Below are 19,441 nucleotides of genomic sequence, written 5' to 3'. Positions count from 1 at the left end.
CTACTCCCTCGTCAGCAGTTCGAGGTTGTGGCCGTCGGGATCGGCGAAGTACACCCCGCGCCCGCCGTTGAGACCGTTGACCTCGCCGGGCCGCTCGTGGAACGGATCCGCCCAGTACGGGACCCCGGCCGCCTCGATCCGCGCCATCGCCGCGTCGAACTCGTCGTCGCCCACCAGGAACGCGTAGTGCTGGCTCATCACCCGGTCCACCTGCAGGAAGTCCAGCGTGACCCCGTTCGCGAGCCGGATCGGCACGAACGGCCCGGCCACCGGCCCGGTGCGCAGGCCCAGGATCCCGGCCAGGAACTCCGCCGACTTCCCGCGGTCCGTCGCGCACACGATCGTGTGGTTCAGTTCGACGCTCATCGCGCGCCACCACCCGGGACGAACGGCGCGCCGATCGGGCTCAGGTGGATCGCCGCCAGCCGCCAACGGTCGTCTTCGCGGACCAGCACGTGCGTCGCGCGGAAACGGCCGTTCACCGGATTCCCCCGGTGGGTCGCCACCTGCTCGTGCACACCGATCGCGATCGCCGTCCCGCCGAACTCCCGGACCTCGACCTCCGCCCAGTCCAGCTTCTCGGTCACCAGCCCGCCGCCCTCGTAGCGCGCGAGCCACTGATCGCGGTCCAGCACGAACCCCAGCGGCCCGACCAGGCGGAACCCCTCGGCCGCCAGCCCCGCCAACGCCTCGGTGTCGCCGCGTTCCTCCGCCGCGGCCCACTCCCGGCCGAACTCGCGGACCTGCTCTTCGGTGCTCATCGCGTACCCCTTCCGTTCGATGCCTCAACGTTAGAAGTCTAATCGTTAGATGTCAAACGCTTAGACTTCTCGGCATCTGCGTTAGAGTTCCGCCGTGCCCAAACCCGCCACCGCCCCCATCGGCGTCGTCCTCGCCCGCACCGCCAAAACCGCCGCCCGCGCCTTCGACCACGCCCTCGCCGCCGCCGGCGGCTCCCAGCCCGTCTGGCAGATCCTCATCTCCCTCAAAACCACCCCCGTCGCCAACCAGCGCGAACTCGCCGACGCCGTCGGCATCCAAGGCGCCACCCTCACCCACCACCTCAACGGCATGGAAGACGCCGGCCTCGTCACCCGCCGCCGCGACCCCGCCAACCGCCGCGTCCACCTCGTCGAACTCACCGACGACGGCGAACAGCTCTTCCACCGCCTCGCCACCGCCGCCATAGCCCACGACCAACGCCTCCGCCACGGCCTCACCGACGCCGAAATCGCCCAGCTCGCCGACCTCCTCACCCGCCTCGCCCACAACGTCACCGAAGGTTGAAAAGCGATCCTCACAACAGTGACTGGACGCACCCGACCAGCAACGCCCAGGAGGGATAGGCTCACACGCACAAGCCAAAGTCGTCTCAAGCTGGAGAACCGCAATGACCCAAGCCCCCGTCAACGTGACCGTCACCGGCGCCGCCGGCCAGATCGGCTACGCGCTGCTCTTCCGCATCGCGTCCGGTCAGCTCCTCGGCCAGGACGTCCCGGTGAAGCTGCGGCTGCTCGAAATCCCGCAGGCGGTCAAGGCGGCCGAGGGCACCGCGATGGAACTCGAAGACGGCGCATTCCCCCTCCTCGCCGGCACCGACATCTTCGACGACCCCAAGCAGGCCTTCGAAGGCACCAACATCGCCCTCCTCGTCGGCGCCCGCCCCCGCAGCAAGGGCATGGAGCGCGGCGACCTCCTCGAAGCCAACGGCGGCATCTTCAAGCCCCAGGGCGAAGCCATCAACGCCGGCGCCGCCGACGACATCAAGGTCCTCGTCGTCGGCAACCCCGCCAACACCAACGCCCTCATCGCCCGCTCGCACGCCCCCGACGTGCCCGCCGACCGCTTCACCGCGATGACCCGCCTCGACCACAACCGCGCCCTCGCCCAGCTCGCCAAGAAGCTCGGCGTCCCGGTGACCGAACTCAAGAAGGTCGCCATCTGGGGCAACCACTCCGCCACCCAGTACCCCTCGGTCCAGCACGCCGAATTCGGCGGCAAGAGCATCGCCGACGCCGTCGACCAGGCCTGGCTCGAAAACGACTTCATCCCCACCGTCGCCAAGCGCGGCGCGGCCATCATCGAAGCCCGCGGCCTCTCCTCAGCCGCCTCGGCCGCCTCCGCCGCCATCGACCACGTCCACACCTGGGTCAACGGCACCCCGGCCGGCTACTGGACCTCCGCCGCCGTCGCCTCCGACGGCTCCTACGGCGTCCCCGAAGGCCTCATCTCGTCCTTCCCGGTCACCGCCGAGAACGGCCAGTACAAGATCGTCCAGGGCCTCGAGATCGACGACTTCTCCCGCGCCCGCATCGACGCCTCCGTCGCGGAGCTCGTCGAGGAACGCGACACCGTGCAGAAGCTCGGCCTCATCTGAACCCGAGCACGCGAAAGGGGCCGCCGTCCGCAGTGGACGGCGGCCCCTTTCGCGTCCGGCGAACACCGCACGCTCACAGCGAAACCGCCGCCCGCCAAGAGATCTCCGGCCCTACCGTCGCCACCATGACCCTTCTCGCCGCACCCGACCTCCAAACCCCCGGCCAGACCCCCAACGACTCGGTCTACGAACAGCTCCTGCGCGACCGCATCGTCTTCCTCGGCTCCGAAGTCAACGACGACATCGCCAACCGGATCATCGCCCAGCTGCTCCTGCTCGCCGCCGACGACCCCGCCAAGGACATCACCTTCTACATCAACTCCCCCGGCGGCTCGGTGACCGCCGGCATGGCCATCTACGACACCATGCAGCTCGTCAAACCCGACGTCGCCACCTGGGGCCTCGGCTTCGTCGCCTCCATGGGCCAGTTCCTGCTCTCCTCCGGCACCCCCGGCAAGCGCTACCTGCTGCCCAACACCCGCATCGTCATGCACCAGCCCTCGGCCGGCATCAGCGGCGCCGCCACCGACATCGCCATCCAAGCCGAAGTCTTCGGCAAGATGAAACGCCGCATCGCCGAAATCACCGCACGCCAGACCGGCCAGACCGTCGAGCGCATCACCGCCGACGCCGACCGCGACCGCTGGTTCGACGCGGACGAAGCCCTGACCTACGGCTTCGTCGACCACATCGTCGCCGCCGGCTGACCACGGCGCTCGCCCCCGGGTGCATCGGGAGTGCGCTGAACGGGGAAGGCAATGGCGCCCGACCGCAAGGCCGGGAGTTCGCCCCTTTCGTCATTGCCTCTTTTGCAGAGAACGCCGGGACGATTTCTATAAAAATCGTCCCGGCGTATAGGTCGTTATACACTTGATGAGGTCACCGAAGAGGACCTCGGGTCGGGCGGGGTTCAGACGCCGCCGAGGCCTCGGCGGGCCAGGAGGGGCTCGATCTCCGGGTCGCGGCCGCGGAAGGCGCGGAACGCGTCCATGGGGTCGATGCTCCCTCCCCTGCCGAGCAGGGTGCGGCGGAAGTGGTCGCCGTTGGCGCGGGTCAGTCCCCCATTTTCGCGGAACCACTGGACGGTGTCGGCGTCGAGGACTTCGCTCCAGATGTAGGAGTAGTACCCGGCGCTGTAGCCGCCGCTGAAGATGTGGGCGAAGTACGTCGTGCGGTAGCGCGGCGGGATCGCGTCGACGGCCACGCCGGCCTTGACGAGGGCCTCGGTCTCAAACCGCTGCACGTCCCCCACCCGGTCGTCGACGCCGAGGCCGTGCCAGGCCTGGTCGAGCAGGGATGCCGCCAGGTACTCGGTGGTGGAGAACCCTTCGCCGTACTGCTGGGCGGCGAGCAGCTTGTCCACCTGTTCCTGCGGCAGCGCCTCGCCCGTCTCGTGGTGCTTCGCGTAGTGGGCCAGGACTTCCGGCCACAGCATCCACATCTCGTTGACCTGCGACGGGTATTCGACGAAGTCGCGGGGGACGTTGGTGCCGGAGAAGGTCGGGTAGCGGACCGAGGAGACCAGCGCGTGCAGGGCGTGGCCGAACTCGTGGAACGCGGTGACGAGCTCGTCGAAGGTGAGCAGGGTCGGCTCCCCCGCCGGCGGCTTGTTCACGTTCAGCACGTTGACCACGACCGTCTTGCGGTCCAGCAGCTCGGACTGGTCGACGAAGGTGTTCATCCAGGCGCCACCGCGCTTGGCGTCGCGGGTGTACAGGTCGAGCAGGTACAGGCCCAGCGGCGTGCCGTCGGCGTCGAAGACCTCGAAGGTCCGTACCTCCGGGTGGTACTTCGGCAGGTCGTCGCGCTCGGTGAAGGTGAGGCCGTACAGCTTCGTCGCGGCGAAGAAGACGCCGTCGAGGTACACCCGGTCGGCCTCGAAGTACGGGCGCAGGGCCTCGGTGTCGACCTCGAAGCGCTCACGGCGGACCTGGGCGGCGTAGAACGGCCAGTCCGACGGCGCCAGCTTCGCGCCCGGCACGTCGGCTTCCAGCAGCTGCTGGAGTTCGGCGGCTTCGGCGCGGGCGTTCGCGACGGCCGCGGGCGCCAGCCGCTCCAGCAGCCCGGCGGCGGCTTCGGCCGTCTTCGCCGTCTCGTCGGCGATGACGTACGCGGCGTGGTTCGGGTAGCCGAGCAGGGCGGCTCGTTCCGCGCGCAGGCGGACGATCTCGGCGACGATCGCGTTGTTGTCGTTGGCGTTGCCGCGGTTGCCCCGCGCCATCGACGCGGTGTGGATGCGCTCGCGGACGTCCCGGTCGCGCAGGGTCTCCAGCGGCGAGGCCTGGCTCGTCGGCAGGCTGAGCGTGAGCACGTACTTGCCGTCTTCGCCGCGGGCGGACGCCGCTTCGGCCGCGGTGGCGATCGCGCCTTCGCCGAAGCCGTCGAGCTCGGCGCGGTCGGCGATGACGACGGCCAGCTCGTTGGTGTCCTTGAGCAGGTTCTGCTGGAACTTCGTCTGCAGGGTGGAGAGCTGCTCGTTCAGCTCGCGCAGGCGGGCCTGCTCGGCCTCGCCGAGCCCGGCACCGGCGCGGCTGAAGTCGGTGTGCCGCCGTTCCAGCAGCCGCAGCGACTCCTCGTCCAGCCCGAGGTCGCCGCGGCGCGCGTGGAGGGCGTCGATCCGGGCGAACAGCTGCGGGTTCAGGTGGATGGCGTCGTGGTGGGCGGCCAGCTTCGGCGCGAACTCCGCCTGGATGGCCTGGATCTCGTCGGTGCTGTTGGAGCCGGACAGGTTGTAGAACACGCTCGCCACCCGGCCCAGCAGCTCGCCGGCGCGTTCGAGGGCCACGATGGTGTTCTCGAACGTCGGCTCGGCGTCCTGCGCCGCGATCTGCTCGATCTCCGCCGCGTGCTCGGCGAGGCCGGCCTCGAACGCGGGCCGGTAGTGCTCGTCGGAGATCCGGTCGAAGGGCGGCAGGGCGTAGGGCAGCTCGCTGGGTGCGGCGAACGGGTTGTCCGGCGAAATCATCGGGCAGGCTCCTGGTCGGGGACAGACACTCGGTCTTGCCACCCTACGGGGTCGGCCTGGGTCGATGTCAGCGCTTTCCGGAGGTGGCCGGGGTCACCGCCCCGTGGTACCGCCCACCACGGCGTCGCTGCTCGACGCGGCCTTCTTGCCCTTCTTCGGCTTCGGTTCCGGCGGCACGATGCCCCGCAGGTCCCCGCCGTGGTCGTTGACGCGCATCACGAAGGGCCGCGTCTCGGTGTAGCGCACGACCGAGACGGAGGCCGGGTCGACGACGATTCGCTGGAAGGCGTCGAGGTGCTGGCCGAGCGCGTCGGCGAGGATGGACTTGATCACGTCCCCGTGGCTGCACAGCAGCCAGACGGCGTGGTCCCCGTGCTCGGCGGAGATCCGCCGGTCGTGCGCCCGCACGGCGGCCACCGAGCGCGCCTGCATCTGGGCCAGGCCCTCGCCCCCGGGGAACACCGCGGCCGAGGCGTGCGCCTGCACGACCCGCCAGAGCGGTTCTTTGGCGAGGTGCTTGAGCTCCTTGCCGGTCCAGTCCCCGTAGTCCACTTCGGACAACCCGGGTTCGACGACCTTGTCGAGCCCCCTGGCCGCCGCCAGGGGGCCGACGGTCTGCTTGCACCGCAGCATGGGGGAAACGACGAGCCCGGACAGCGGAACACCGTCGAGCCGTTCGACGAGCTTCTCCGCCTGGGCGCGGCCGGTGTCGTCGAGGTTGACCTTCGGGGACCGCCCGGCCAGGATGCCGGACCCGTTCGCCGTCGACTTGCCGTGCCTCAGCAGAATGACCGTACTCACGAGGCCCACCCTACGTGGGGACCGATCAAGCGTCCCCCACGCGGGCGGCTCAGTGCCCAAACGCCCCAATGTGGCATTGGGTGCGTCTGACGCACCCAATGTGGCGTTCGGTGCGTCAGACGCACCGAACGCCACATTGGGGCGCTTGGCGCGGCGGGCCAGGACCAGGCCGCCCAGGGCGACCGCCGCGATCAGGAATCCCGCGCTGACCCCGTAGGCCAGCCGGAACCCGGAGGCCAGTGCCTCGCGGTGGTCCAGCGAAGCCAGGCTCGCCGTGCGGGACGCGGCCACCGCCGCCAGCACCGCCGTGCCGACCGCCGCTCCCACCTGCTGGGTCGTGTTGATCAGCCCGGACGCCACGCCGGCGTCCCCGGCCGGGACGTCCGCCATCGCCAGGCCCATCAGCGCCGGGATGGCCGCGCCGGCGCCCAGGCCCATCAGCAGCAGCGGCGGCAGGACGTCGGCGAAGTAGGAGTCCGACACCCGGGTGAGCAGCAGCAGGCCCACGATCACCAGGCCCAGCCCGGCCAGCAGCACGGCCCGCGGGCCGAACCGGGCGGCGAGCTTGTCCGCGAAGCCGAGCGACGCCACCGCGATCACCAGCGGCACCGGCAGGAACGCGACGCCGGTCCACAGCGCGTCGAGGCCCAGCACCTGCTGCAGGTACAACGCCGTGACGAACTGGAAGCCGAGCATCCCGGCGACCATCAGCACCATCACCACGTTCGCGCCGGTGACCGCGCGGATCCGGAACAGCCGCAGCGGCAACAGCGGCGTCCGCGCCTTCGCCTGCCGCACGGCGAAGGCCGCGAGCAGCACGACGGCCGCGGCCACGGCACCCCAGGAGGACGCCGAAATGCCGTAGACGCCGAGCATCACCGCCGCGGTGGCCAGGACGGCGCCGAGCACGTCCAGTCCGTGGCGCAGGCCGGTGCCGCGGTCCGCCTCGACGACCCGGACGGCCAGCAGCAGCGCGGCCACGCCGATCGGCAGGTTGACGTAGAACGTCCAGTGCCAGTTCAGCGCTTGGGTGATTGCGCCGCCGGCGATGAGCCCGATGGACGCACCCGCCGCCTGCGTGAAGCTGTAGACGCCGATCGCCTTCGCCCGGGCCCGGGGCTCGGGGTACATCGTGACGATCATCCCGAGCACCACGGCCGACGCCAGCGCGCCGCCGACGCCTTGGGCGAACCGCGCCACGACCAGGACACCGGCGTCCGCGGCCAGGCCGGCGACGAGGGAGGCGAGGGTGAACAGGCTCAGCCCGCCGAGGAAGACGCGGCGGCGGCCGAGCAGGTCGCCGAGCCGTCCGGAGAGCAGGAGCAGGCCGCCGAAGGCGACCAGGTAGGCGGTGCAGACCCAGGACAGCCCGGCGGGCGTGAAGCCGAGGTCGGCCTGGATCGCCGGCAGCGCCACCGCGACGATGCTGCTGTCGAGCACGACCATCAGCGAGGCGGCGCAGAGCACCGCCAAGGCGAGGCCGCGCGAGCGGGTGGGGTGGTTCTCGGCCATGTCAGGCCCCTCCAGTCGAGAGTTCCCCTGGTCGTCGCCAGGGCACTTCTTGTAACAGTGCCCATCATGTGTGACCATGGGTTCGCTCGGAAGGAGGCACTTCCATGTCCCAGGGGAACATCGGTGTACCTGTCCAGGTCACCGAGATCGACCCGGAGAAACTCGACGTCTGCACGGTGCTGGAGGTCATCAACCGGATCAGCGGCAAGTGGGCGATCGGGATCCTGCTGGAGGCGATCCGCGGCCCGGTGCGGTTCACCGAGCTGGAACGCGCGGTCGAGGGCATCAGCCGCCGGATGCTGACGCTGACCCTGCGCAATCTGGAGCGCGACGGCCTCCTGGTCCGCACGATCTACCCGACCGTCCCGCCGCGCGTGGAGTACGAAGCCACGGCGATGGCGAAGGAGCTGTACCAGTCGCTGAACGGCCTGCTCGGCTGGGCGGAGCAACACCGCGACGACATCGCGGCCGCCCGCGTCGCCTACGACGCCGCCGCCGGCTGAAGACGTGGAACGGGCCGCGGTGCGAGGTCGGGGAGACTCGCACCGCGGCCCGCGGTGGCTCGTGCTCAGCGGGGGCGTGAGCACGAACGTTCAGGGTCAGGCTTTCGCCGCGCCGCCTTCGTCGGGGCCGGACCGTTCCTCGTCGATCAACGTCGCTTCGTCGAACGGCGCTGTCCCGGCGAACACCCGTTCCGCCTGGTCGCGGTCGAACTCCCTCGTCCAGTTTCCGATGAGGACGGTCGCGACGGCGTTGCCCGCGAAGTTCGTCAGCGCGCGGGCCTCGGACATGAACCGGTCGATGCCGAGGATGAAGCCGACGCCGTTGACCAGTTCCGGCCGGTGCGACTGGAGGCCGCTGGCCAGGGTCGCGATGCCCGAACCGCTGACGCCGGCGGCGCCCTTCGACGCGATGATCATGAACACCAGCAGGCCGATCTGCGCGCCGATCGACAGCGGCTCGTCCTGGGCCGCGGCGATGAACAGCGTCGCCATGGTCAGGTAGATCGCCGTGCCGTCCAGGTTGAACGAGTAGCCGGTGGGCACGGTGATGCCGACGACCGACTTGCCGACCCCCAGGTGCTCCATCTTCGCGATCAGCCGCGGCAGCGCCGACTCCGACGACGACGTCGACAGGATCAGCAGGAACTCGCGGCCGAGGTAGCGCAGCAGGTGCCAGATGTTCACCCGGGCGCCGATCCACAGCACCAGGCCGAGGATGACGAACACGAACACCAGGCAGGTCGCGTAGAAGCCGATCATGATCACGGCGAGGCTCTTCAGCGCGGCCCAGCCGGTCGCGCCGACCACCGCGGCGATCGCGCCGAACGCACCGATCGGGGCGGCCCACATGATCATCGCCAGGACCCGGAACACCAGGCGCTGGATGTGCTCGACGCCGCGCAGGATCGGCGCGCCCTTCGAGCCCAGCTTCTGCAGCGCGAAGCCGACGAGCAGCGCGACGAGCAGCGTCTGCAGGACCTGGCCTTCGGTGAACGCGGAGACGAACGTCTTCGGGATGATGTGGAGCAGGAAGTCGACCGGGCCTTCCGAGCCGGTGGCGGACTTCTGGACGCTCTTCACGTCGGCGGGGTTGAGGTGCAGCCCCTCGCCCGGGTGCAGCAGGTTGCCGACGACCAGGCCGATGGCGAGCGCGAAGGTCGACATCACGATGAAGTAGACCAGCGCCATGATGCCGACCTTGCCGACCTTCGCCGCCTTGGCGACCGAGCCGACACCGATCACGATGGTGCAGAAGATGATCGGCGAGATCATCATCTTGATCAGGTTGACGAACCCGTCGCCGAGCGGCTTGAGGCCCTTGGCGAAACCGGGGAAGAGGAAGCCCACCAGGATCCCGAGCAGGACCGCGACGATCACGGCCAGGTACAGGTAGTGGGTCTTGTCGCGGCGGCGGGGTGCCGCTTCGGGGGTCGGTGTCGGCACCGTTGCCTCCAGCTAGGGGTGTTCAGGTTGCGGCACACTGTAGGCCCAGTTCGGTGATCCGGCTCACTTGTGTTCATTGAGTTCGTGTGATGATCGCACCGTCCCGTTCGGACACCGGCGCGCGCGGTGTGCTGGTATGAGGAGGTGCCTCCGACGTTGCGGTCCCATTGGAGCCTGGCGCGCCAGCTGCTCGTGCTGCAGCTGGTGGTGCTCTGCGTGCTGGCCGGCGCCGGGATCACCTTCGCCTGGATCGACGCGCAGCGGGCGGTGAACGAGAACGCGCGCGACCAGGTCCGCGCGGTCGCCATGACGGTCGCCGACGCGCCCACCGTCGCCGCCGCGGTGACCACGCCGGACCCGAGCGCGACGCTGCAGCCGTTCGCGCTGCTCGTACAAACCCACACCCAGGTCGACTTCATCACGATCATGAGCCCGGCCGGGATCCGCTACACGCACCCGAACCCGGCCCTGATCGGCCAGCACTACATCGGGAACATCGGCAAGGCGCAGCGGGGCGAGGACCTCACCGAGACCTACACCGGCTCGCTCGGCCCGTCGGTGCGCACGGTCGTGCCGGTGTTCGGCGCCGGGCACCGGGTCGTCGCGCTGGTCGCGGTCGGGATCACCGTCGCGGCGATCTCGGCCGAGCTGCGCGAACGGCTCTGGCCGCTCTTCGGCGTGGCCGCCGCGGTGCTGGTGGTCGGCGCGCTCGGCGGCTGGCTGATCAGCGCCCGGCTGCGGCGCCAGACCCGGGGCGTCGCGCCCGACGAGCTGAGCAACCTCTTCGAGTACCACGAAGCCGTCCTGCATTCGGTCCGCGAAGGCGTGCTGCTCGTCGGCCGCGACGGGCGGATCGGGCTCTGCAACGACGGCGCCCGCGCGCTCCTCGGCCTCGACTCCGACCCGGTGGGCCGCGACCTGGCGACGCTGGGCCTGCCCGACGGGCTGGCCGAGGCGTTCACGTCGGCGGAGAACCGGGCCGAGGAACTGCACCTGACGGACTCGCGCGTGCTGCTGGTCAGCACCACCGCCGTCCGCTCGGGCGGCCGCGCGCAGGGCACTGTCGTCGTCCTGCGCGACCACACCGAGCTGCAGTCGCTGACCGGCGAGCTGACCACCGCCCGCGGCCTGGCCGAAGCGCTGCGGTCGCAGGCGCACGAGGCCGCGAACCGGTTGCACACCGTCGTTTCCCTGGTCGAGATCGGCAAACCCGAGCAGGCCGTCGAGTTCGCCACGGCGGAGCTCGCCTTCGCCCAGGAGCTGACCGACCGGGTCGTCGGTGCCGTCGCCGAGCCGGTGCTCGCCGCGCTGCTGCTGGGCAAGGCGGCCGAGGCGAGCGAGCGCGGGGTGGAGCTGACGGTCACGCCGGACACCGTCATCGACGACGTCTCGCTCGGCGTCGAAGCCCGCGACCTCGTGACCATCCTCGGCAACCTGATCGACAACGGCCTCGACGCGGCCGTGCGCGGCACCGGGCACCCGAAGGTCGTCGTCACCGCCCGCACCGGCGAAGACGGGCTGCTCCTGCGCGTCGCCGACTCCGGGCCCGGCGTGCCCGAGGACGCCGACGTGTTCCGGCGCGGGTGGTCGACGAAGGCCGAGGACGGCCACGGGCTCGGCCTCGCGCTCGTCGGGCAGGCGGTGCGCCGCTACGGCGGCACGATCGAGGTCGGGCGCGACGGCGGCGCGGTGTTCACCGTGCGGCTGCCGCGGCAGGAGGCGGGCCGGTGATCCGCGTGCTGGTGGTGGAGGACGAGCCGGTCGCCGCGGAGGCCCACCGGGTGTACGTCGAGCGGCTCCCCGGGTTCGTGGTGGCGGGGGTGGTGCACTCCGGCGGCGAGGCGCTGCGGTTCTGCGAACGCGAGCCGGTCGACCTGGTGCTGCTGGACTTCTACCTGCCGGACACGCACGGCCTGGCGGTCTGCCGCTCGCTGCGCGCGGCCGGCCTGCCGATCGACGTCATCGCCGTGACGTCGGCCCGCGACCTCGGCCTGGTCAAGGCGGCGGTCTCGGTCGGCGTGGTGCAGTACCTGCTCAAGCCGTTCACCTTCGCGACCCTGCGCGAAAAGCTGGAGCGCTACGCGGAATTCCGCGACGCCTCCGGCGAGGTCACCGGCCAGGCGGAGATCGACCGGGCCCTCGGCGCGCTGCGCACGACCGAGCAGCCGCCGCTGCCGAAGGGCATGAGCGGCCAGACCCTGGAGGCGATCACCGACGCGCTTTCCGGCGCGGCGGAAGGACTTTCGGCGGGCGCGGCGGCCGCGGCGATCGGGGCCTCCCGGGTGACGGCCCGCAGGTACCTGGAGTACCTGGCGGACAACGGGCTGGCCCACCGCGAGCCGCACTACGGCCAGGTCGGGCGGCCGGAGGTCTGGTACCGGCTGACCCGGGTGTGAGTTAGAGCCGGTCGAGCAGGAGCTGGGCGAGCTTCGCGTAGACGTCCGTGAGCCCGGGCCGAGCGCGGGCGCGCCGGACGTCGGAACGCATGGCTGGAGGATAGCCCGACTTCCGGCGGTTCCGGAGCCGAACCCACTGCGGTAGACCGGGACCATGCGAAAGTGGACCGGGTTTGTCGCAGCGCTGGTTTTCACCGCCGGGATCGCCGCTCCCGCGCAGGCCGCCGAGCCGGCGGCCACCGTCACCGAGGTCCAGGTCACCGGCCCGGTCGCGCAGCGGTTCAACCTCGTCGTCCTCGGGGATGGCTACACCGCCGCCGAACAACCGAAGTTCTTCGCCGACGTCGAACGGCACGTCAGCACCCTGTGGTCGCTCGAGCCGTTCAAGTCCTACCGCAGCTACTTCAACGTCTACGCCGTGTCGATCGCCTCACCGGAGTCCGGTGTGGACTGTGACCCCGGGCTCGACGCGCCCCGCCGGGACACCCCGCTGGACATGGGGTTCTGGGGCGGCTGCAACCCGCAGAGCGTGCAGCGGCTGCTGACCGTCGACGACGAGGCGGCCCAGCGGTACGCCGACCTCGTGCCGGGCACGACCCGCGCGAACCGCCAGATCCTCGCCCTGGGCAACAGCACCACGTACGGCGGCGCGGGCGGCACCTACGCGACGGCGTCCGGCGGCAACGCGCTGTCCGCGCTGATCTCGCCGCACGAGCTCGGCCACTCGCTCGGCGGCCTCGACGACGAGTACGACTACTACGCGCGCAACGTCCCGGGCGGCGCGTACGAGGGCGGCGAGCCGGACTCGGTCCACCACACCCTGCTCACCGAGCCGCAGATGCGCGCCCAGCACGCGAAGTGGTGGCGCTGGCTCGGCGAACCGAGCGAGTCCGGCGGCACGATCGGCCGCTTCGAGGGCGGGCTGTACACCCAGACCGGGGTGTGGCGGCCGAGCCGGCACTCGATGATGAAGACGCTCGGCTACGCGTTCGACCAGGTCGGCCGCGAGCGGATGACGCAGCGGATTTCGGCGAAGGTGCCGTTGCTGGCCGGCGGCACGCCGGCGGGCACGATCGGCGCCGACCGGGTGGTCCGGGTGCGCCCGATGCACCCGGTGAGCCATCGCCTGGACATCCGCTGGACCCTCGACGGCGTGGCGCTGCCGGGCCGGGACGCGGTCGACCTGCGCCGCGCGCACGTCCGGCCCGGCCGCCACGTGCTGACGGCAACGGTGACCGACCCGACGCCGTTCGTCCGCGACCCGGCGGTCCGCCCGTCCGCGACGCGCACCTGGACGGTCGACACGTCGGTGGTCACACCGCCGGCGAGCGGCCCGGCGGTGGTGGCTTCGACCCCGGTGACCCGGCCGGTCGGCGGCCACGACGTGGTGTACGTCGAAACCGGCGAGCCGACGGGCTCGATCCCTTCGGTGGCCTGGATGCTGGACGGCCGCTTCGCCGGCACGGGCCCCGACTACGCACTCGACCTTTCCCGCGGCACGCACACCCTCACCGCGACGACGGGCGGCACGACGTTGACCTGGACGGTGGACGCGGCCGGGCCGGCCACCACGGCGGAGTTCCCGCCGGGAGCGGAGTACCACGGCTCGTTCACGATGCGGCTTTCCTCGCCCGACGGAATGCCGGAGTTCCGCGTGGACGGCGACGGCTGGCACAAGTACTACGGCTGGCCGACAGACCCGGCGGCCCCGTACTCGTTCACGGCCCGCGGCACGGAGATCGACGGCCTGGCGTACGGAAACCTGGGCGAGGGCGGGTTGACGGTGTCCCCGTTCGCGGACCGCAAGCCGGGCTACGGCAAGCACCGCATCGAGTACCGTTCCATCGACGCGGCGGGCAACGTGGGCCCGACGAAGTCGGTCACGGTGACGCTGTTGCCGTGAGTTGTCCACACTCACTGGTGGCTGTGGAGAACACCGCACGCTGACTCGGGCGGTTTCGGGTGGTGGGGCAGGTCTGGGCGGGTGCCGGTTCGGGCGTCCGCGTGCCGTTCGGGCCGGACCACCGTGCCCCGCCGCCGTAAATCAATCGCCCGGCGCCGCCACCGGCTTGTACCCTCCTCGGCCATGGGAACCTTGTGGATGGCCGCCTGCGGGCGTGAGGCTCAGCGGCTCCGCCGCGCCTGACGGCGCGTCTCGCTGAAGATCCGATCGCGCCGTACTTCCGGATGCCCCGGCACCCGGAGGCGGTCGAGCGACCCGCCGGGTGCTCCATTCCGCAAGTCTGGAGTGCCTCCCTTGTCCCGCTCCGTCCACGGCGGCCGGCACGAACTCGGCCAGAACTTCCTGCACCACCTCCCGACCATCCGCACGATCGTCCGGCTCGTCCGCGAAACCGAAGGCCCGATCCTCGAGATCGGCGCCGGGGACGGCGCGATCACCCGGCGGCTCGCGAGGCTCGGGCGTGACGTCCGGGCCGTCGACCTCGACGAGCACCGCGTGCGCCGGCTCCGCGAACACCTTCCGTCGGTGTCCGTCGTCCACGGCGATGCCCTGCGGATCCCCTTGTACCGGCCGGTCGTCGTCGGCAACCTGCCGTTCCACCTCACCACGCCGATCCTGCGGCGCCTTCTCACCGCCGGTGACTGGGCCGAGGCCGTCCTCCTCACGCAGTGGGAGGTGGCGCGCAAACGCGCCGGCGTCGGCGGCCGGACGATGCTGACCGCCCAGACCGCGCCCTGGTTCGGCTTCACCCTGCACGGACGCGTCCCGGCCGGCGGGTTCCGGCCGAAACCGAGTGTCGACGGCGGTCTCTTCACCGTTTCCCGACGGCGTGACCCGCTCGTCGACCCGGCCGAGCGGGCCGGCTACGAACAGTTCGTGCGCAACGTCTTCACCGGGCGCGGCCGCGGGATCGAGCGCATCCTCGCGGACGTCGCCCCGGGACCCTGGCGCGCCACCCTGAAGGCCGCCGACATCCCGCCAAGCGCCCTGCCGCGTGACCTCACGCCGACGCAGTGGGCCGCGTTGTGGAACGGCTAGCGCGGCCGGCCCGGCACCCCCGGCCGCAGCTGCCACGGGTGCGGCCCGTCCAGCGGCCGGTACTCGACACCGAGCGCGTCCAGCCGCGGCAAATGATGGTCCCGCAACCTCGGCAGGAACTCCGCGTAGTCCCGCGGCCCGGAACTCCAAGCCACCTCCGCAAACGCCGACAGCCGCGGGAAGGCCATGTAGTCCACCCGCCGCACGCTGTCCAGGTGCTCGCTCCACACCTGCGCCTGCACCCCGCGCAGCCGCTCGCCCTCCAACGCCGGCGAGTACCCGTACACGTCCTCCAGCGTGTGGACCCAGCCGACCGGGATCGGCTCGGCGGGGTCCGCCGACTGCCGGTGGTCCAGGTACACGTGCTGCTCCGGGCACATCACCACGTCGTGCCCGAGGGCCGCCGCGCGCCGGCCCGCTTCCTCGTTGCGCCACGCGCCGATCACCATCGGGGGGAGGCCGTCGATGTCGAGGACCTCGTCCCAGCCCATCGGCGTGCGGCCGCGGGACACCAGGTGCGCGGCCAGCTCCCGGACGAACGCGCGGTGCTCGTCGGTCGCCCCCGGCGTCTCGTCGCCGCCCAAAGCGATCACCAGGGACGGGAAGATGTCCAGCAGGTGGTCGAACACCTGCCGGAAGAAGTCCAAAGTGGACGGTGTCGGCGAAAGCAGCGAAGTGCTGATGCCCCAGGAATCCCAGACTTCGTAGGACGACGAAGTCCCCAAGGAAGGGTAGGCCGCGAGAGCCGCCCGCGCGTGTCCCGGGATGTCGATCTCCGGCACCACCGTGACCGCCCGGGAAGCCGCGTACGCCACGATCTCCCGCAGGTCGTCGCCCGTGTAGAAGCCGCCGTGCGGACGGCCGTCCTGCTCGCCGCCGCTGCCCACCATCGACGACGGCCGCCAGCCGCCCACCGACGTCAGCCGGGGGAATGCCGGGACCTCGAAGCGCCAGCCCTGGTCGTCGGTGAGGTGCAGGTTCAGCACGTTCAGCTTGTGCGCGGCCAGCAGGTCGACGAACCGGAGCACCTCCGCCTTCGTCCGGAAGTGCCGGGCGACGTCGAGCAGGCAGCCGCGCCAGCCGAAGCGGGGATGGTCCTCGACGACCCCGCACGGCAACGACGAAGGCGCGAAGCCGGCCACCCGGAACGCCGCAGGCCCCGCCAGCTGCCGCAACGTCTCCCGCCCGTAGACCTCCCCGGCGGGATCGGCCACCTCCAGAACCACGCCGGAAGGGGCAAGGGAGAGCCGGTACCCCTCAGGTGGCAGGGAAGCGGCTCGGACGTCCACACTGGACGGCCACGGGCACGAGCCGGGCCGGGGTGTGACCGAAACCGGCCGGGGGAGCAGGGTGTCGAAAGCCATGTCAGCCCTTCACGGCGCCGGCCATGCCGGACACCAGCCGTCGTTGGACGAGGACGAAGAACACCAGCACCGGGATCGTCATCAGCGTCGAGGACGCCATCACCGCGCCCCAGTCCGTGTCCTCCGGCTTGAAGAACACGAGAATCGCCTGCGGCAGCGTCTGGTTCTCGGTCTTGGACACGATGAACGTCTTGGCGAACAGGAAGTCGTTCCACGCGTGGATGAACGCGAGCACGCTGACCGCGACCAGCCCGGGCGCCACCAGCGGGAACAGGATCTGCCAGGTGAACCGCATCCGCGACGCGCCGTCGAGCTTCGCCGCCTCTTCGAGTTCCACCGGCACCGCGGCGACGAACCCGCGCAGCATCCAGATCGCGAACGGCAGACTGAACGCCAGGTGCACCAGCACCAGCGACCCCAGCTCGTTGAGACCCAGCGCCGGCACAGCCCCGCCGAGGGACCGCATCAGGAAGAACAGCGGGATGGTCAGCGCTTCCACCGGCACCATCTGCGCGACCAGCGTCATCACCAGGAGCACGGTCCGCCCCTTGAACGAGAACCGCGTCAAAGCCACGGCCGAGAGGAACGACAGCAGCAGCGACAGAACCACGACGACGAGGGCCACGAGCAGGCTGTTGACGAAGTACCGCCCGAACCCCGACACCGTCAGCACCCGCGAGAAGCTGTCGAACGAGGGGCTGAACGTCCAGGGCTTCGGTGACGCCGACTGGATTTCGCCCGCCGGCTTCAGCGCCGACAGCAGCATCCAGTACAGCGGGAACGCCACGATCCCGGCGATCACGACCGTGACGACTTCGGCGATCAGCCGCCCAGGACGCTTCACAGCCATGCCGCGCTCCGGCGCTGCGACCGGACGTACAGCCCGGTCACCGACAGCAGCAACAGTGTCATCACGACTCCGATCGCCGAGCCGAGGCCGTACTCCTGCCCGGCGAAAGCCTGTTGGTACGCATACACGTTGAGCACGAGGTTCCGCCCGGCCACGCCGCCGCCGTTGGTCATCACGTAGATCTGGGTGAACACCTTGAAGTCCCAGATGATCGACTGGACGGTCGCGATCATCAGCAGCGGCCGCACCATCGGCAGCACGATCGTCCACGTCGTGCGCCACGCCGACGCGCCGTCGAGCGACGCCGCTTCGAGCACCTCGTCCGGCACGCCCTTGATGCCCGCGTACATCGTGACCAGCACGAACGGGAACGAGCACCAGATCACCTCGGCCGCGACCAGCCCGAACGCGCCGAGCGTGCCGAACGTCCACGAGTGGTGCTCGAACGGCAGCCCCAAGCCGGACAGCACCTCGTTGACCAGCCCGAAGTCGGTGTCGAAGAGGAACAGCCAGACGTAGGAGCCCGCGATCGCCGGCGTCGACCACGCACCCAGCGCGGCCAGGAACAGCAGCATCCGGGGCAGCGAACGCACCCGCGAAGCCAGCACCGCGAGCCCGGTGCCGACGACGAGCGAGCCGACGACGCACGCCGCGGCGAACCCGACCGTCTTGCCGAGCACGGTCCAGAACTGCGCCTGGGACAGCAGGTCCGCGTAGTTCGCGAAGCCGAGGAACACCAGCGGCGCGTTGCCCGCGGCCTGCGGCTGGCCGTAGTCGTAGAACGAAATCAGGACGAGCTGGTAGATCGGGTAGGCCAGCAGCGCGGCGAGCAGGATGCCCGCCGGGGCGAGGTAGAGCGCGGCGGCCCGGCCGTCCCCCTTCCGCCGCGGCCGCCGCGCGGGGGCCGTGACGGAAGGGGCGTCCTGGAGCGTCACCACTAGCCGAAGGCCTTGTTCATCGCCGCGGCCGCGTCGCCCAGGGCCGCCGCCGGGTCCTTGCCGCCGGTGGCGATCTGCTGCACGGCCGTCGGCAGCACGTTCTGGCTGTCGATCTTCGACCACGCCGGCGTCGCCGGGACGAACTTCGTGCCCGCCTTCAGCGTGTCGACGAACGGCTCGAGGAAGGGGTCGTTCGCCGCGAGCTTCTGCTGCACGGTGCTCAGCGTCGGCAGGTTGCCCATCGCCGTGTACATCTTCTCCTGGTACTTCGCGCCGCCCAGCAGCTCGACGAACTCCAGCGCCAGGCTGCGGTGCTTGCTCGCCTTGAACATGCCGAGCAGGTTGCCGCCGGCGAACGCGGGGGCGGTGCTTCCCACAGTCAGGCCCGGGATCGGGACGACGGCGTACTTGCCCTTCACCGAGCCCTGTTCGACGGCCTTGCGGTTGAAGTCGCCGCCGATCGTCATCCCGGCCTTGCCGCCGGCGAACGCCGTGACGCTCTGCGTGCCGGTCAGGTTCGCGCACTGCGCGGGCGGGCAGATGTCGTCCTTGAGCAGGCTCGCGTACTGCGTGACGCCGGCCTTGGCCTGCTCACCGGTGACCGCCGAGGTCCACTTGCCGCCCTGTTCCTGCGCCAGCTCACCGCCGTTGGCCCAGAGGAAGGGCAGCATCGCGTAGGTGTACTTGCCGCCGACGGCGATGCCGTAGAGTTCGGGCTTGGCCGCGCGGATCCGGCGGGCGGCGTCGGTCAGCTCGGCCAGCGTGGCCGGTGGCTTCAAGCCGAGCTCGGTGAAGACGTCGGTGCGGTAGTAGAGCGCCCGGATGCCGGTGTACCAGGGCAGGCCGTAGGTCTGGCCGCCGGACTTGGCGGTGTCCAGCACGGTCGGGATGAGATCCTTGGCCTCCGGCCACGCCGCGAGGTCGCCGGTCAGGTCGGCCAGCGCCCCGGTGGCGGCGTAGCTGGAGACGTCGGTGTTGCCGAACTCGGCGACGTCCGGGGCGTTGGCCGGGTCGTTGAAGGCGCCGGAGAACTTGTCGGCGCGGCCCTCGACCGGCACCCACTGGACGTCGACCTCGACGCCGGAGTGAGCCGCCTTGAACTCGGTGATGGCGTCCTTGACCGCGGCCTCCTTCGGCGCGCGGTTGGCCTCGTCGAACAGCCAGACGCGGACGGTGCCGGTCTTGTCGTCCCCGCCGCCGCCCGCGGGGGCGGACTGGGTGGGCGCACAGCCGGCCAGGAGGGCCAGCCCGGCGGCGAGGGGCAGGGTGCGGCGCAGTCTCATGGTGAACC

General features: G+C 70.9%; 16 protein-coding genes and 2 pseudogenes. 8 read left to right on the top strand and 10 right to left on the bottom strand.

What is annotated here, in order from left to right; translation table 11 throughout:
- On the bottom strand, window positions 1-366 hold the full coding sequence (locus tag ACWEF6_RS14380) for a VOC family protein (RefSeq protein ID WP_449683319.1): 366 nt from the start codon (window positions 364-366) through the stop codon (window positions 1-3).
- Entirely contained in the window at window positions 363-761 is a 399-nt protein-coding gene (locus ACWEF6_RS14375) for a nuclear transport factor 2 family protein (protein ID WP_449683318.1), read from the bottom strand. Before ACWEF6_RS14375 ends, ACWEF6_RS14380 begins: the two co-directional genes overlap by 4 nt.
- A gap of 94 nt (window positions 762-855) precedes the next feature.
- Here ACWEF6_RS14375 and ACWEF6_RS14370 point away from each other — a divergent pair, with 94 nt between their 5' ends.
- From ACWEF6_RS14370 to ACWEF6_RS14360, 3 genes are all read left to right on the top strand, one after another.
- Window positions 856-1,287 (top strand): MarR family winged helix-turn-helix transcriptional regulator, encoded by a 432-nt coding sequence (locus ACWEF6_RS14370; protein ID WP_449683317.1) that lies wholly within the window; start codon window positions 856-858, stop codon window positions 1,285-1,287.
- A 103-nt stretch (window positions 1,288-1,390) separates the two neighbouring features.
- Window positions 1,391-2,377, top strand: a complete 987-nt coding sequence (locus ACWEF6_RS14365) for a malate dehydrogenase (protein ID WP_449683316.1) — start codon at window positions 1,391-1,393, stop codon at window positions 2,375-2,377.
- A gap of 125 nt (window positions 2,378-2,502) precedes the next feature.
- On the top strand, window positions 2,503-3,084 hold the full coding sequence (locus ACWEF6_RS14360) for a ClpP family protease (RefSeq protein ID WP_449683315.1): 582 nt from the start codon (window positions 2,503-2,505) through the stop codon (window positions 3,082-3,084).
- Window positions 3,085-3,287: 203 nt separating this feature from the next.
- Here the strand turns inward: ACWEF6_RS14360 and ACWEF6_RS14355 are convergent, their stop codons facing one another.
- From ACWEF6_RS14355 to ACWEF6_RS14345, 3 genes and pseudogenes are all read right to left on the bottom strand, one after another.
- The gene (locus ACWEF6_RS14355) at window positions 3,288-5,342 is read right to left on the bottom strand and encodes a M3 family metallopeptidase (RefSeq protein WP_449683314.1); all 2,055 of its coding nucleotides are present in this window, start codon (window positions 5,340-5,342) and stop codon (window positions 3,288-3,290) included.
- 93 nt (window positions 5,343-5,435) lie between these two features.
- Entirely contained in the window at window positions 5,436-6,143 is a 708-nt protein-coding gene (locus ACWEF6_RS14350) for a histidine phosphatase family protein (protein WP_449683382.1), read from the bottom strand.
- Window positions 6,144-6,284: 141 nt separating this feature from the next.
- Window positions 6,285-7,655: pseudogene (locus ACWEF6_RS14345) on the bottom strand (DHA2 family efflux MFS transporter permease subunit); the annotation flags it as partial.
- Window positions 7,656-7,759: 104 nt separating this feature from the next.
- On the opposite strand from ACWEF6_RS14345, the gene ACWEF6_RS14340 reads away from it, so the two are divergent.
- Window positions 7,760-8,158, top strand: a complete 399-nt coding sequence (locus tag ACWEF6_RS14340) for a winged helix-turn-helix transcriptional regulator (protein WP_449683313.1) — start codon at window positions 7,760-7,762, stop codon at window positions 8,156-8,158.
- Between the two features lie 96 nt (window positions 8,159-8,254).
- On the opposite strand, the gene ACWEF6_RS14335 is transcribed toward ACWEF6_RS14340, so the two are convergent.
- The gene (locus ACWEF6_RS14335) at window positions 8,255-9,601 is read right to left on the bottom strand and encodes a cation:dicarboxylate symporter family transporter (RefSeq protein WP_310976624.1); all 1,347 of its coding nucleotides are present in this window, start codon (window positions 9,599-9,601) and stop codon (window positions 8,255-8,257) included.
- Between the two features lie 144 nt (window positions 9,602-9,745).
- Here ACWEF6_RS14335 and ACWEF6_RS14330 point away from each other — a divergent pair, with 144 nt between their 5' ends.
- The 4 genes and pseudogenes from ACWEF6_RS14330 to erm all read left to right on the top strand — a co-directional run.
- The gene (locus ACWEF6_RS14330; protein WP_449683312.1) at window positions 9,746-11,332 is read left to right on the top strand and encodes a sensor histidine kinase; all 1,587 of its coding nucleotides are present in this window, start codon (window positions 9,746-9,748) and stop codon (window positions 11,330-11,332) included.
- Window positions 11,329-11,997, top strand: a complete 669-nt coding sequence (locus ACWEF6_RS14325) for a response regulator (RefSeq protein WP_310976622.1) — start codon at window positions 11,329-11,331, stop codon at window positions 11,995-11,997. The genes ACWEF6_RS14330 and ACWEF6_RS14325 overlap by 4 nt, the downstream gene beginning before the upstream one ends.
- Window positions 11,998-12,151: 154 nt before the next feature.
- Window positions 12,152-13,900, top strand: a complete 1,749-nt coding sequence (locus ACWEF6_RS14320; RefSeq protein WP_449683311.1) for a M64 family metallopeptidase — start codon at window positions 12,152-12,154, stop codon at window positions 13,898-13,900.
- A 354-nt stretch (window positions 13,901-14,254) separates the two neighbouring features.
- A pseudogene (gene erm / locus ACWEF6_RS14315) lies at window positions 14,255-14,992 on the top strand (23S ribosomal RNA methyltransferase Erm); the annotation flags it as partial.
- Window positions 14,993-14,994: 2 nt separating this feature from the next.
- On the opposite strand, the gene ACWEF6_RS14310 reads toward erm, so the two are convergent.
- Genes ACWEF6_RS14310 through ACWEF6_RS14295 form a run of 4 tightly spaced genes read right to left on the bottom strand, consistent with a single transcriptional unit; the run spans window position 14,995 to window position 19,433 of the window.
- Window positions 14,995-16,362 carry a beta-N-acetylhexosaminidase gene (locus ACWEF6_RS14310; protein WP_449683310.1) on the bottom strand — a complete coding sequence of 456 codons (1,368 nt, stop codon included), beginning with the start codon at window positions 16,360-16,362 and terminating at the stop codon, window positions 14,995-14,997.
- Window position 16,363: 1 nt separating this feature from the next.
- Complete coding sequence (locus ACWEF6_RS14305; RefSeq protein WP_449678664.1) at window positions 16,364-17,212, bottom strand: carbohydrate ABC transporter permease; 849 nt, start codon at window positions 17,210-17,212, stop codon at window positions 16,364-16,366.
- Window positions 17,203-18,150, bottom strand: coding sequence for a carbohydrate ABC transporter permease (locus ACWEF6_RS14300; RefSeq protein ID WP_396136992.1), 948 nt, complete (start codon window positions 18,148-18,150; stop codon window positions 17,203-17,205). The genes ACWEF6_RS14305 and ACWEF6_RS14300 overlap by 10 nt, the downstream gene beginning before the upstream one ends.
- Entirely contained in the window at window positions 18,150-19,433 is a 1,284-nt protein-coding gene (locus tag ACWEF6_RS14295) for an extracellular solute-binding protein (RefSeq protein WP_449683309.1), read from the bottom strand. The genes ACWEF6_RS14300 and ACWEF6_RS14295 overlap by 1 nt, the downstream gene beginning before the upstream one ends.
- Between the last annotated feature and the right edge of the window lie 8 nt (window positions 19,434-19,441).

The sequence above is a fragment of the Amycolatopsis sp. NPDC004772 genome, assembly GCF_053601215.1.
Note: the sequence above shows the minus strand (reverse complement) of the source record. Positions and strands in the feature narration are given on the sequence as shown.